The 13,362-nt window shown below is 73.1% G+C and carries 13 protein-coding genes and 2 pseudogenes; 7 read left to right on the forward strand and 8 right to left on the reverse strand.

Going from position 1 to position 13,362, the window contains the following annotated elements:
• Together ACOJUF_RS14525 and tkt are read right to left on the reverse strand one after the other, a co-directional pair.
• Window positions 1–132 (reverse strand): annotated as a pseudogene (locus ACOJUF_RS14525) (transaldolase); the annotation flags it as partial.
• A gap of 52 nt (window positions 133–184) precedes the next feature.
• Entirely contained in the window at window positions 185–2,395 is a 2,211-nt protein-coding gene (tkt, locus tag ACOJUF_RS14530; RefSeq protein ID WP_420122544.1) for a transketolase, read from the reverse strand.
• 722 nt (window positions 2,396–3,117) lie between these two features.
• Here tkt and ACOJUF_RS14535 point away from each other — a divergent pair.
• The 4 genes from ACOJUF_RS14535 to ACOJUF_RS14550 all read left to right on the forward strand — a co-directional run bounded on the left by ACOJUF_RS14535 (window position 3,118) and on the right by ACOJUF_RS14550 (window position 5,400).
• A complete protein-coding gene (locus ACOJUF_RS14535) occupies window positions 3,118–4,008 on the forward strand; it encodes a heme o synthase (protein ID WP_420122556.1) in 891 nt (296 codons plus the stop codon).
• A 5-nt stretch (window positions 4,009–4,013) separates the two neighbouring features.
• Window positions 4,014–4,415, forward strand: a complete 402-nt coding sequence (locus tag ACOJUF_RS14540) for a hypothetical protein (protein ID WP_420122545.1) — start codon at window positions 4,014–4,016, stop codon at window positions 4,413–4,415.
• 90 nt (window positions 4,416–4,505) lie between these two features.
• Window positions 4,506–4,895: a hypothetical protein gene (locus ACOJUF_RS14545; protein WP_420122546.1), complete on the forward strand. Its 390-nt coding sequence runs from the start codon at window positions 4,506–4,508 to the stop codon at window positions 4,893–4,895.
• Window positions 4,896–5,091: 196 nt separating this feature from the next.
• Complete coding sequence (locus ACOJUF_RS14550) at window positions 5,092–5,400, forward strand: hypothetical protein (RefSeq protein WP_420122547.1); 309 nt, start codon at window positions 5,092–5,094, stop codon at window positions 5,398–5,400.
• Window positions 5,401–5,620: 220 nt separating this feature from the next.
• On the opposite strand, the gene ACOJUF_RS14555 is transcribed toward ACOJUF_RS14550, so the two are convergent.
• The 5 genes from ACOJUF_RS14555 to ACOJUF_RS14575 form a co-directional block, all read right to left on the reverse strand.
• A complete protein-coding gene (locus ACOJUF_RS14555; protein WP_420122548.1) occupies window positions 5,621–6,652 on the reverse strand; it encodes a COX15/CtaA family protein in 1,032 nt (343 codons plus the stop codon).
• Complete coding sequence (locus tag ACOJUF_RS14560; RefSeq protein WP_420122549.1) at window positions 6,643–7,428, reverse strand: ABC transporter permease; 786 nt, start codon at window positions 7,426–7,428, stop codon at window positions 6,643–6,645. Before ACOJUF_RS14560 ends, ACOJUF_RS14555 begins: the two co-directional genes overlap by 10 nt.
• Window positions 7,429–7,501: 73 nt before the next feature.
• On the reverse strand, window positions 7,502–8,446 hold the full coding sequence (locus ACOJUF_RS14565; protein WP_420122550.1) for an ABC transporter ATP-binding protein: 945 nt from the start codon (window positions 8,444–8,446) through the stop codon (window positions 7,502–7,504).
• 69 nt (window positions 8,447–8,515) lie between these two features.
• Window positions 8,516–9,016, reverse strand: a complete 501-nt coding sequence (locus ACOJUF_RS14570; protein ID WP_420122551.1) for an SRPBCC family protein — start codon at window positions 9,014–9,016, stop codon at window positions 8,516–8,518.
• A complete protein-coding gene (locus tag ACOJUF_RS14575) occupies window positions 9,013–9,360 on the reverse strand; it encodes an ArsR/SmtB family transcription factor (protein ID WP_420122552.1) in 348 nt (115 codons plus the stop codon). Before ACOJUF_RS14575 ends, ACOJUF_RS14570 begins: the two co-directional genes overlap by 4 nt.
• A 170-nt stretch (window positions 9,361–9,530) precedes the next feature.
• Between ACOJUF_RS14575 and ACOJUF_RS14580 the strand changes: the two genes are divergently transcribed.
• Window positions 9,531–10,385, forward strand: coding sequence for a phosphatase PAP2 family protein (locus ACOJUF_RS14580; protein ID WP_420122553.1), 855 nt, complete (start codon window positions 9,531–9,533; stop codon window positions 10,383–10,385).
• On the opposite strand, the gene mptB is transcribed toward ACOJUF_RS14580, so the two are convergent.
• On the reverse strand, window positions 10,325–11,971 hold the full coding sequence (gene mptB, locus ACOJUF_RS14585) for a polyprenol phosphomannose-dependent alpha 1,6 mannosyltransferase MptB (RefSeq protein WP_420122554.1): 1,647 nt from the start codon (window positions 11,969–11,971) through the stop codon (window positions 10,325–10,327). The genes ACOJUF_RS14580 and mptB overlap by 61 nt on opposite strands.
• Before the next feature lie 169 nt (window positions 11,972–12,140).
• Here mptB and ACOJUF_RS14590 point away from each other — a divergent pair, with 169 nt between their 5' ends.
• Window positions 12,141–12,881, forward strand: coding sequence for a helix-turn-helix transcriptional regulator (locus tag ACOJUF_RS14590; RefSeq protein ID WP_420122555.1), 741 nt, complete (start codon window positions 12,141–12,143; stop codon window positions 12,879–12,881).
• 92 nt (window positions 12,882–12,973) lie between these two features.
• Window positions 12,974–13,362 (forward strand): annotated as a pseudogene (locus tag ACOJUF_RS14595) (Fe-S cluster assembly protein SufB); the annotation flags it as partial.

Below are 13,362 nucleotides of genomic sequence, written 5' to 3' on the forward strand. Positions count from 1 at the left end.
GGTGTCGATCAGGTGCTGCAGGTTGCCGGAGTGGATCCGCTGCCGGGACAGGTCGTCCAGCCAGAGCGAGACGCCCTGGGCGGTCAGGTCGGCCAGCCGGTCGGGGGAATCGGTGCTCGTCGGAGTGCTCATGTGTTCTCGTCTTCCTTTCCGCCGGCCCGGGTGGGTCGGCGACGGCGGTCAGTCAGTCGTTCTGGGCGGTGGGGGTGGCGTCGTCCTGGCCCGCATGGTGCAGCGAGGACGCGTTCGGGGCTCCGCTCGGGCCGCCGCCGGCGGCGGCCGCGGCCAGCGACGCCTGGGCCGCTGCCACTGTCGCATCGGCGGTCAGCCCGAACTCGCGGTACAGCGTCTGGAAGTCGGCGGAGGCGCCGTAGTGCTCCAGGGACACCGGCTTGCCGTAGCTGCCCAGCCAGCGCCACCAGGGCTGCGCGATGGCGGCCTCGACGGACACCCGGGCGGTGACCTCGGACGGCAGCACCGACTGGATGTAGGCGGCGTCCTGGGTCTCGAACCAGTCCAGGCACGGCACCGACACGACCCGGGCGCCGATGCCCTGCGCCTGCAGGGCCTCCCGCGCCGCGACCGCGATCTGCACCTCGGACCCGGAGGCCATCAGGATCACCTTCTGCTGGGCCGATTCGTCCCAGTCGGCCAGCACGTAGGCACCGCGGGCCACGCCCTCGGCGCTGGTGCCCTCGAGCACCGGGACGGCCTGCCGGGTCAGGATCATCCCGGCCGGGCCGCTGAACCAGTCGTGCTGGCGCTCCAGCACGGCCTTCCAGGCGTGCGCGGTCTCGTTGGCGTCGGCCGGGCGGACCACGCTCAGGCCCGGGATGGCCCGCAGCGCGGCCAGGTGCTCGACCGGCTGGTGGGTCGGGCCGTCCTCACCCAGGCCGATCGAGTCGTGCGTCCAGACGTAGATGGCCGGCGCCCCCATCAGGGCGGCGAGCCGGACCGCGCCCCGCATGTAATCGCTGAACTGCAGGAACGTGCCGCCGTAGGGGCGGGTCGGGCCGTGCATCACGATGCCGGTCAGGATCGCGCCCATGCCGTGCTCGCGGATGCCGAAGTGCAGGGTGCGGCCGTAGGGCTGGGCGTTCCAGTGCTTGGTGGCGGCGTCGACCGGGCCGAAGCTGTCCGCACCCTCCATCGTGGTGTTGTTCGACTCGGCCAGGTCGGCCGAGCCGCCCCACAGCTCGGGCAGCACCGGGGCCAGGGCGCCCAGCACCTTGCCCGACGCGGCCCGGGTCGCGATGCCCTTGGGGTCCACGTCCCACGACGGCAGGCCGTCGGCCCAGCCGTCCGGCAGGTCGCGGGCCTGCAGCCGGTCGAACAACTCCTTGGCCTGCGGATTCTTCGCCGCCCAGGCGTCGAAGTCCTGCTGCCACCGCGCCCGCGCGGCCTTACCCCGCTCGAGCAGGGATCGGGTGTGCGCGATGACGTCGTCGGCGACCTCGAAGCTGCGCTCCGGGTCGAAGCCCAGGATCTTCTTGACCGCGGCCACCTCGGGCGCGCCCAGCGCGGAGCCGTGCGCCTTGCCGGTGTTCATCAGGGTCGGCGCCGGGAACGCGATGATCGTGCGCAGCTCGATGAACGAGGGCTTGTCGGTGACCGCCTTGGCCTTCTCGATGGCCTCGAGGATGCCGGTGACGTTCTCCCCGCCGTCGACCTTCTGCACGTGCCAGCCGTACGCCTCGTAGCGCGCCGCCACATCCTCGGACAGCGCGATGTTGACGTCGTCCTCGATCGAGATGTCGTTGTGGTCGTAGATCACCACCAGGTTGCCCAGCTGCTGCCGGCCGGCGATCGAGGACGCCTCGGAGGTCACGCCCTCCTCGATGTCGCCGTCGGAGGCCAGGACGTAGATGAAGTGGTCGAACGGCGACTGCCCGGCCGGCGCATCCGGATCGAACAGGCCCCGCTCCCGCCGAGCGGCCATGGCCATGCCGACCGCCGACGCCAGACCCTGGCCCAGCGGGCCGGTGGTGATCTCGACACCCTTGGTGTGGTGGTACTCCGGGTGGCCGGGAGTCAGCGACCCCCAGGTGCGCAGCGCCTCCAGGTCGGCCAGTTCCAGCCCGAAACCGCCCAGGTACAGCTGCACGTACAGGGTCAACGACGAATGACCGCAGGACAGCACGAAGCGGTCGCGGCCGACCCAGTGCGGGTCCGCCGGATCGTGCCGCATCACCCGCTGGAACAACGAGTAGGCCGTCGGCGCCAGCGACATCGCGGTACCCGGGTGGCCGTTCCCGACCTTCTGCACCGCGTCGGCGGCCAGCACCCGGGCGGTGTCAACGGCCCGCTTGTCCAGGTCCGACCAGTCGGCCGGGACATGGGCGGTGGTCAGGGTGGGGATGTCGGCCGAAGCGGCCGAATCGAGCTGAGCGGTCACGTGGGACTGTCCTCCAAAGGTCGCGTACACGCGCCCGTCGCGCGTCGCGGAATCTGTGACGGTGGTGACGTTCGATTGCGCAGTCCTAATCATAGTACCCATCGGCGCCATTCCGACGACGCGGTCCACCCGGATCTGCGCCGGGTGGTCCGCGCGGCGTCGAGGTGGTGTCCGCCGGGTCTCGCGGGGGAGTCGGTCGGGTGTCCGGCGGGTGTCCGGCGAGGGTTCCGGACCGGACCGGCCGTCGGTGATCGCGGGTGGTCAGGAAGTGGTCAGGAAGTGGTCGGGGGGGGGGGGGTCGGACGGTGCCGAAGCGGTGCCGGGCGATCGCCCCGACGACCTGGCCGAGCCCGACACGGGCCCGGGCAGGTCGGCGCGGCGATCGGGGCCCACCTAGGATGAGCGTCTGTCGTCCACCCGCCGCGGTCGTCACATCACGCCGCCGGCGTCGGGGCCGACGGTGAGCGAGCAGTCCGCCGAGGTAGAGGAGTCCCGTGGAGGTCGCGTCCGGGTCCGGCCGGGACTTCGAGGTCCGGGCCGCCACGGCTGTCCCGTCCGCCGGCCCGCCGACCCGCTCGTCGGACGCCGCGCCCGGGCGCGGAACCGACACCGCGACCGACCGTGGGACCGACCTGGGGTCGGACCGGGTGGCCGACCTCGCGCACTCCGCCGACACCGGCACCGGGTCGCCGGAACCGGGATCTTCCGGCCGGCGGTCCTGGCTGGACACGCGGATCGGCGCCTACGTCGCCCTCACCAAGCCGCGGATCATCGAGCTGCTGCTGATCACGACCATCCCGGCGATGTTCGCCGCGCAGCGTCAGGTGCCCGCCGTCGGGTTGCTGATCGCCACGCTCGTCGGCGGCACCCTGGCGGCCGGAAGTGCCAACGCGCTGAACTGCGTGGTCGACGCCGACATCGACGCGGTGATGCGGCGCACCCGCTCCCGGCCGCTGGCCCGGCACACCGTCACCCCGCGGGCCGCGCTGGTCTTCGGTGTCCTGCTGGGGGTGCTCGCCGCGGCGGTGCTGCTGGCCTTCACGACCTGGCAGGCCGCGGCGCTGGCGGTCGTCGCGATCCTGTTCTACGTCTTCGTCTACTCGATGTGGCTCAAGCGCCGCACCTCGCAGAACATCGTCTGGGGCGGTCTGGCCGGCTGCATGCCGGTGATCATCGGCTGGTCCGCGGTGACCGGCGACATCGGCTGGCCGGCCTGGGTGTTCTTCGGCGTCATCTTCTTCTGGACCCCGCCGCACACCTGGGCGCTGGCCATGCGGTACCGCGCCGACTACGCCGCGGCCGGCGTGCCGATGCTGCCGGTCGTCGCGCCCGACCGCGAGGTCGTGCGCCAGATCGTGCTCTACAGCTGGGCGATGGTGGCCTGCTCGTTGCTGCTGATCCCCGCCTCGTCGTGGATCTACGCCGCGGTCGCGGTGCCGCTGGGCCTGTGGTTCCTGGCCATGGCGCATCTGCTGCACACGCGGGTGCTGCGCGGCGCGCCGGCCAAGCCGATGACGCTGTTCCACCTGTCCAACCTGTACCTGACGGGGATCTCGGTGGCCTGGGCGGTCGACGCCGCCATCGGTCTGCCGGTCCTGGGGTGGCCGGGCTGAGCCCGGTGGACACCAAGAACACGGACCCCGAGCAGATGGGCACCGAGCGGATGGGCACCGAGGGCAGGGACACCGAGCGCAGGGACACCGACCATGCCGAGGCCGAGCAGACCGCCGGGCTCAATGCGGCCCAGGCTCGGCACGCCGACCGGCTACGGGCCTTCGTGGCCGCCCACGGCGGCGCCGGTGCGGCCGTCGTCGAGCCGATCGGCCGGGTCGGCGTCCGGATCGTCGTGGTGGCCGAGGACGGCACCTACGGCGATGCCGTGGCTCCTTCCGCCGACACGGCGGCGGCCATGTGCCGGCGGGCCGGCATCGCCGTGGCCGACGGGTGGACCCGTGAGCTGTCGGCGAAGGTGGCCCCGAGCCCGGCCGACCGTCGCCGGATGGCCGGCACCGGTCGCTGACGCCGTCCGTCCGACCCGACACGAAAAGTTGCCGACGACAATGTGAATTGTCGTTGACAACGTGAGTTGTCGTGTGTCATCGTCTGTGACGTGGAACTCGGCGAGATGTACGACTACATCGCAGACCTCCTCGGGGACGCGGCTCTCCCACCGGACGAGTCGGCCACCGAGCAGGAGTTCGAGCTGGCCAAGATCCGGCTGATCTCCCAGGCCCGCCTGGTCCTCGACATCATCGAGGGGCAGGCCGTGCACGAGTTGCGGTCCTCGCTGCCGCAGACCAGCTACTCCGACATCGGCGACGCCCAGGGCATCAGCAAGCAGGCGTCGCGCATCCGGCACACCAAGCTCGACCAGGTCCTCCGGGTGCATCAGCTCGACGGCCGCCGGCACAGCCTGTCCAAGGCCGTCGTGAGCACCAAGCACCGTCGCGCGGCGGCGCCCGTCCGGCAGGCCCGGCGCCGCACCCCGCGCGAGTACTGATTCCACACCCGGCTCACCGGTGACCGCCCGGCGGTCGACCGGCCCTGCCGCGCACCCCGACGACGGGCCGGCCCGATCGGATCCGTCCTGATCCACCCCGGTTCGTCCGGTTCCCTCCACCGGGTGCTCCCGGTCCCACCACCCGGCGTCCGCCTACCCGACACACCCCGGACGCCCGTCCAGAGAGGTTCTCGTCATGGCCGCCACCGCCACCAATCAGCCCAAGATCGCCACCACGCACACCGGCGCCTTCTTCGGTGCCGCCGTCGCTTTCCTGGCCGCCACCGGCGTCTGGAACGTCGCGAACATCTGGCTGCTCGGCATCAGCGCCCAGGAGCAGTGGATGCTGGCCATGGGCGTGCTGAGTGCCATGTTCGCCACCGTCGTGGTGTCCAAGGTGGTCCGCGACCGGGAGGAGTCCCGCAACCTGGTCAACGAGGTCCGCCAGGCCCGCTACGAGGAGATCCTGGCCAACGCGCCGGCTCCCGGCCTGGGCCACATGTGAGCCCCCGGGGGCGGGCGGGACGGGCGCCGGGCGCCCCCATGACCGAACGGATGCGCCTGGTCCGCCAGCGCGCGGCCCTGCGCCGGGGCCGGGTCGTCTACGTGGCGATGCCGGTTCCGGTGTGGGTGCCCGACCCGGTGCCGCCGTCGTCCCGGTTCGACCGGGCGGCGGCGCGGGTCGCGGCCCGGGTGCGGCCGCGAACCCGCCGGGCCGGTCGGTTTCAGCCGGTCGGGGAGGCCGCGCTGCGGGCGGTCGCGGAGGGTTCGGCCGTGCGCTCGGTGCTCAGCCGCTGAGGTCCCCGGGTCCGGGTGGCCATGGCCAGCGCGGCGGCCGCGGCGACCAGCAGTGTCGCGCCGAGCACATGGGCCACCACCAGGACCTCCGGCACCCCCGTGGCGTACTGGACCAGCCCGATCAGTCCCTGCCCGACGGTCACGCCGATCAGGACGTACGCCCGCCTCATCAGCCGCCGCGGCGCCCGCACCGCCAGGTAGCCGACCGTCATCGCGATCAGCAGGCCCAGGTAGGCGAACATCAGGTCGGCGTGCAGTTGGGCCAGCGCGCGGACCGACACGTCCAGTCGCGGCGTGGCGTCGTCGCCGCCGTGCGGCCCGGCCGCGGTGACCAGGGTGCCGGCGACGCACAGTGCGACCAGCACACCGACCGTCGCCCAGGTCAGCAGTTGCAGCGGGCGGGGCACCACGGGCACCGGCGGGTCGTCGGTCTCGTCCAGCCGGACCAGCACCATGATCGCGACGAACAGCAGGATCAGCGACACCAGCATGTGCGGCGCGACCGTCCACCACGCCAGGCCGGTGAGCACCGTGATGCCGCCCCAGATCGCCTGGAACACCACGCCGGCGGGCAGCACCGCGGACAACCGGACCACCCCGGGGCGGCGCGGCTCCGCCCGCCAGAGCACCACGAACAGGCCGAGCGAGGCGAACAGCACCAGGCCGGTGAGCGTGCGGTTGCCGAACTCGATCGCCTGGTGGACGGCGGACAGGTCGGACCGGCTGATCGGCACCAGTGACCCCGGGTGGCACTCCGGCCAGGTCGGGCAGCCCAGGCCCGATCCGGTCACCCGGACCGTGGCCCCGGTGACCGCGATCAGGCCGTTGGTCAGCACGGCGGCCCAGGCGAACGCCTTCTGCAGCCCGTGCGAGGGCGGCCGACGCCACCACGGCAGGGTGGCCGCGGCCGGTGCGCCGGGCCTGGAGCGGGAGTCGGGCCGGGGATCAGTCAGAGCCATCGGAACCACCGTACGGTCGCGGCCCAGCCGATCACGATCCAGGCCGACAGGATGAGCAGTGAGGTGACCGGCGGGGTGCCGCCGGCCATGGCTGCGCGCAGGGCCTGCGACATGGCGCCGGGCGGGGTCAGCTCGCCGATCGTGCGCAGCGCCGCCGGTGCCCGGTCCAGCGGCACGACGATGCCGCCGACCGCCACGAACACCAGCCAGATCAGGTTGGCCAGGGCCAGCACCGCCTCCGCCCGCAGGGTGCCGCCCAGCAGGAGGGCCAACCCGACGCAGGCCGCGGCGCCGAGCAGGACCACCACCAGGGCCCACAGCGGTGATCCCTGCGGTCGCCAGCCCAGGATGGCGGCGGCCACGCCGAGCAGGGCGAGCTGGCCGGCCAGCACGACCAGGGTGGCCACGCACTTGCCGGCCAGCAGTTGGCCGCGCCCGACCCCGGCCGCGGCGAGCCGCTTGAGCACGCCGTACCGCCGGTCGAAGCCGGTCGTGATGGCCTGCGCGGTGAAGGCCGACGAGAAGACCGCCAACACCAGCACGCCCGGCAGCACGGCGTCGATCCGCGGCTCGGGCAGGTCGATCAGCGTGATCGAGGTGCCGGCGACGAGCGCGACCAGAGGGATCACCAGGGCGAGCAGCAGCTGTTCGCCGTTGCGCAGGGTGACCCGCAGCTCCAGACCCGCGGTGGCGGTGATCCGCCGCAGCGGCGGGGCCGGCCGGGGATCGGGGGTGAACGTGCCGGGCGGGAAGGTCGGCGCGGGCGCGTCGGTCATCCCGTCACCCTCGCGGACCGGCGCGCGGGTCCGGACCGGGGACACCGGCCGGCGGGCCGGGTGGGGCGGTGCATCACGGTCGAATCTCCCGTCCGGTCAGTTCCAGGTACACGTCGTCCAGCGAGCGCTGGTTGACCTGCAGCTCGCCGGGCAGGACCCCGACCTGTGCGCAGAAGGAGGTCACCGTCGCCACCGTGGCCGGGACGATCTCCCCTTCGACGAGGTAACGGCCGTTGCTGGTCTCGCGGACCGCGAACCCGTCGGGCAGGGCCAGCCGCAACAGCTCCAGGTCGAGGCCGGGCGCGGCGGCGAAGCGCAGCTGCCGGTGTTCGGCCCCCCCGGTCAGCTCGCCGGGGGCACCCTGCGCGACGACCCGGCCGTGGTCGACGATGACGACCCGGTCGGACAGCAGTTCGGCCTCGTCCATCAGGTGGGTCGTCAGCAGGATCGCCACCCCGTCGGCCCGGGCCGCCCGCAGCAGGTCCCACACCAGGTGCCGGGCCTGCGGGTCGAGCCCGGCCGTCGGCTCGTCCAGGAAGAGCAGTTCGGGTCGGCCCACCAGGGCCATGGCCAGGCTCAACCGCTGCACCTGCCCTCCGGAGAGCCGCCGGACCGGGGTGCGGGCGACCGAGCTCAGGCCCAGCACCTCGAGCAGCATCTCCGGGTCGTGCGGGTGGTGGAAACAGCCGGCGATCGTGCGCAGCATCTCGCCGGTGCGGGCGGCTGCATGCGAGCCGCCGGCCTGGAGCATCACGCCGATGCGCGGACGCAGGCGGGCCGCCTGCCGCCACGGATCGAGCCCGAGCACCCGGACCGTGCCGCCGTCGGGCCGGGCGAACCCGGTGCAGGCGTCCAGGGTGCTGGTCTTGCCGGCGCCGTTCGGGCCGAGCACCGTGACCAGTTCGGCGGGGCCGACCGCGAACGTCACGCCGTCGACCGCACGCACGCGGCCGTAGGTGCGCACCAGCCCGTCGACCTGCAGGACGGGCTCCGGGCCGTCGGGGTGCTGGGTGCTCACGTTGATTGACAATAGGCGGCCGTCACGGTGTCCCGGTCCGGTGCGAGGGCCCGGCCCGGGTGCGCCGCGTCACGCCAGGGACAGCGCCACCTGCTCCAACCGGTCCAGGCCCTCCTGCAGGCCCACCTCCATGCCGCTGGCCACGATGGCGTCCCGCAGTTCGACCGAGGACACCTCGGTCAGCACGGTCAGCCGGGTGCCGGCGCCCCGATCGGTGAACGTGGACGTGCACACCACCGGGTCCGCATCCGGGTCGGGGCCCGGGGCACCCTCGAAAACCTCGGTGTAGACGATGGTTTCGTCGGGGACGACGACGCGGTACTCGCCATGGAACGCCACCTGGAACCCTTCGTGCGCCGTCATCACGTAGCGCCACCGGCCCCCGACGCGCAGGTCGATGTCGATCCGGTCCACCACGCCGCGGTCGCCGGCCCACCAGCGGGCGACCAGGTCCGGTTCGACGTGCGCCCGGTACACCAGGTGGCGGGGGGCGGCGAAGTCCCTGGTCACCAGGATCTGGGTGGGCGCCGGGAAGCTCACCACCGCGGAGTGGGTCGTGGTCGGGGTCATCGCCGTTCCTCCGATTCGTCGGCCTGCAGGTCCGCCAGGACCTCGTCGAGCAACTCGTACCGGGCGGACCAGGTCCGCTCGTACCGGCGCACCCAGTCGAAGACCGCCCTGAGCGGTTCGCCGTCGAGCCGGTAGATCCGCCGGCGGCCCTGGTCCTGCACCCGCACCAGACCCACCTCGCGCAGCACCCGCAGGTGCTTGGACACCAGCGGCTGGGGGATGCCCAGCGCGTCCACGAGATCGCCGACCGGATGGGGCCCGCCGGCGAGCAGGTCCAGGATCTGCCGCCGTCGCGGCTCGGCGACCGCGTTGAACGCGTCCGTCGTGGTGGCGGCCCTGGCCATCGGCCCATTATATGGCTATATGGACATGTGTCAACGATCGCCGGCCGGCGGGAGGCCGGGATCGGGGCTGCACCGGGGTCGGGTCGCGGCCGAGGGTTCCACCGGTGGACCCCGGGGTACCGACCGTGCATGCAGGAGTCGGGCGGGAAGCGCGCACAATCGTTCCGGGCATGGCGCTGAGCGCCGGGTGGCGGGGCCGGGCGCTGCTCCAGGTCCGGCGGATCTGGCTGCCGTTGGGTGCGGTGCTGCTCGCGTACGGCGTGGCCGCCGCGGTCAACCAGCCGCTCCGGGACCGGATCCGGCCGGGCGCGCAGAATCATCTGGGACTGCCGCTGCACGTCGTCGAGCCGGTCCGGGCGGACGAATTCGTCTTCGGCACCCTGCCGACGACCTGGCTGCAGCAGCGGCTGGTCGACCCGTCCGGTCCGCACTGGTACGACGCCGCCGTCGCGCTCGTCTACGCCAGCCACTTCGTGGTGATCCCGGCGGTCGCGGTGCTGCTCTGGCGATGGGACCGGCCGCGGTTCGGCGCGTGGATCGGCTGCGTCGGCCTGCTGGTGGCCGTCGGCACCACCGTCTACATCCTCTACCCGATGGCGCCGCCCTGGATCGCGGCCGATCTGGGCCTGACCGGTCCGGCGCGCCGGATCTCGGGCATCGGGTGGGACTACCTGGGCCTGACGCCGGTCGGCGATCTGCTCGGCGCGGGGCAGGCGTCGTCCAACCCGGTGGCCGCGATGCCGTCGATGCACGCGGCCGCCGCGGCCCTGGTGGCGGCCTTCTTCTGGGTCGGGACGGCCTGGTGGGGTCGCGTCGCGCTGGCCCTGTACCCGCTGGCGATGGGGTTCGCGCTGGTCTACACCGCCGAGCACTACGTCGTCGACGTGCTGGCCGGGGTCCTGGCCGCCGTTGCGGTGGTGGTCGGCCGGAACCGGTGGGCGGCCCGGCGGGTGGTCGGTCCCGCTCAGCCCACCGCGACCGGGTCGGGGTGCGCCGACGGCAGACCCGCCCGGCGCAGACCGTAGAACACCCCGCCGACGACGACGGCGGCGACGACCACGGCCTGCACGATGACGAACACCGGGATGGTCGCCCCGTTCGGCATGATCGTCACCGAGAACAGCACGGTGAGCCAGATGGTCGCGGTGCGCACCCGGGGGTCGGCCGTGGACGCGGCCAGCGGCAGGGCGGCCCACAGCAGGTACCAGGGCTGGATCACGGGCGCGAACAGCACGAACGCGCCCATCGCCATCCCCAGGCCGGCGATCGGATTGATCCGTCGCTGCCAGCACTGCCACATCAGGACGACCGCGATGGCCGAACCGATGAGGGTGCCCACCGGCTGCATGACGTCCAGCACGGCCTGCGTGTGGTCGCCCAGCCCGAGCAGCAGGCCGGACTGCCCGGCGATCACGCCGAGGCTGGTCGACACCGACAGGAAGGAGCGCACGGTGCCCGGAGCGCCCAGGGCGGCGACCCACCCGAAGCCCACCCCGGCGATGACGGTGAAGGTCGCGAAGGTGGCCACGGCGACCGCGCCGACCAGCACCCCGATCCGCAGCAGGTCGCGCCAGCGCCCGCCGGCCCGCAGCGCCAGCATGATCACCAGGAAGGCCAGGGTCATCCCGGCGGTCGCCTTGATGCCCATGCCCAGGCTGATCAGCACCACGCCGCCGATCACCGTCCGCTGCCAGGCGATGACGATGCCGGCGAGCATGGCGCCGAGCATGAGTGCCTCGTTGTGCCCGCCGCCGATCAGGTGGAACAGGACCAGGGGGTTCAGCGCGCCCAACCACAGGGCGGCCACCGGGTCGAAGCCGCAGATGCGCGCCAGCCGGGGCAGCGCCCAGACGATCAGGGCGACCCCGACCAGTTCGATCAGCCGTTGCAGCAGCACGGCGACGATCAGGTTGTCGTGGGCGAGGGTCACCACGGCCCGCGCGATCAGCAGGTAGACCGGGCCGTACGGGCTGGCCGTGTGCTGCCACCGCACGTCCACCTGGTGGGCGTACGGGTCCGCGTCGCCCAGCGTGTCGTACGGGCCCGCTTCATACGGGTTGAACCCGTTGGCCATCATCGAGCCGATGGCCAGGTAGGAGTACACGTCGCGGGAGAACAGCGGCGGGGTGACCAGGAGCGGAACCGCCCACATGGCCAGGGTGTGGGACAGCTGGCTGCGGGACAGGCGCCGGGGTCGGCCGGGAGCGGCCAGCCGGCCGATCAGGACCCAGCACAGCACGATCAACCCGATGCCGGTGTACGAGCAGGCCAGCGCGGCCGGACCGATCCGGGAGAGCAGGCCGATGATGCGGATCCCGTCGACCGGGTTGGGGATCGGCGAGGCCGATCCGTACGAGGAGCCGGCGCCCAGCATCAGCAGCAGCGCGCCGACCGTGCCCCAGCGGCGCAGCCGGGACAGCTGGCCGCGCTCGTGCTCGTCCAGGGGGCGGGCCTCGGTCGGGCCGGGGTCACGGCGGGTGGGCCCACCGGCGCGCGGCCCGGTCGGTCCGTCCGCCCGGTCGACGCCCGGTGCGGCCGTCCGATCGACGGCACGCTCGCCCGCGGGGCCGGTCCCGCCGGCCGCCGCCACCTCGGACCGGGGACGTACCACGCGGTGAGTGTAGGAGGGCGGGCCGCTCTCCGGCGGCGTCGCGGCGCGGTAAGGCATCGAGGCCGGGGTCCGGCTGCCGGTTCGGTAAGGCTGACCTGCGTGTCCGGGGCCACAGGGGTCGCTGACGGGTCCCTTTGATCTCGGCGCGGAAAAAGGTCACACTGTTGTTGTGAAAACCGCCGCCGTTGCCCTGAGCGCCGCCGACGCGGCCGCCCCGGGCGACCGCGGGGAGGGTCGGACCCGTGAGGCCGTGACCCGGCTGCTGCTCTCCGACGGCCCGCTGACCGCGGCCGACCTGGCCGGCCGGTTGGGCATCTCACCGGCCGCGGTGCGCCGGCACCTGGATCAGCTCATCGCCGAGGGGGCCGTGACCTCGCGCCAGCCGCCGGCCCGCGGCCAGCGCGGGCGGGGCCGGCCTGCCCGCTCCTACCTGTTGACCGACGTCGGACGCGGCCGGCTGCCCCACCAGTACGACGAGTTGGCCATCCAGGTGCTGGATTACCTGCGGCAGGTCGCCGGGCCGGAATCGGTCACCGCCTTCGCCCGCCGCCGGGCCGAGGCGATCGTCGCCCCGTTCGCCGACGAGCTGGACCGGGCCGCCGACGTGTCCGAGCGCTCCGACATCCTCGCCCGCGCCCTCACCGAGGCCGGCTTCTCCGCCTCGCTGCAGGAGGTCGGCGTCGGTCGGCAGCTGTGCCAGCACCACTGCCCGGTGGGTCACGTGGCCGCCGAGTACCCGCAACTGTGCGAGGAGGAGATGGCCGTGTTCACCCTGGCGCTGGTCTCCGACGCCCAGCGGCTGGCCACCATCGCCCGCGGCGATCCGGTCTGCACGACGTTCATCCCGCTGGCCACCATCCCGCCCCCCGGGGCGGGCCCGGCCGGCCCGCCGACCACCGTCGGCGACTAGTCCCGCCCGCACCATCTCGTTCCACCCCGCACCACCCTGCGAGGCCGGTCGCCGCCCGACCCGCAGCGCTTCGATACCGGAAGGACGTGTTCATGACGACCCCCCTGACCACCGAGCAGGACCCGGGGCTGAGCCAGTCCCAGTTGGAGCAGGCCGCGACCATCGACGCCATCGGCCGGTACGCGTTCGGCTGGTCGGACACCGACACCGCCGGCGCCTCCGCGCGCCGCGGCCTCAACGAGGACGTCGTCCGCGACATCTCGAGCAAGAAGAACGAGCCCGAGTGGATGCTGGAGCGGCGGCTCAAGGCGCTGAAGATGTTCGACCGGCAGCCCATGCCCACCTGGGGCGCCGATCTGTCGGGCATCGACTTCGACACCATCAAGTACTTCGTCCGCTCCACGGAGAAGCAGGCGGCCTCCTGGGAGGAGCTGCCCGAGGACATCAAGAACACCTACGACCGGCTGGGCATCCCGGAGGC

The organism is Nakamurella sp. (assembly GCF_048594475.1).
Lineage (GTDB): Bacteria > Actinomycetota > Actinomycetes > Mycobacteriales > Nakamurellaceae > Nakamurella.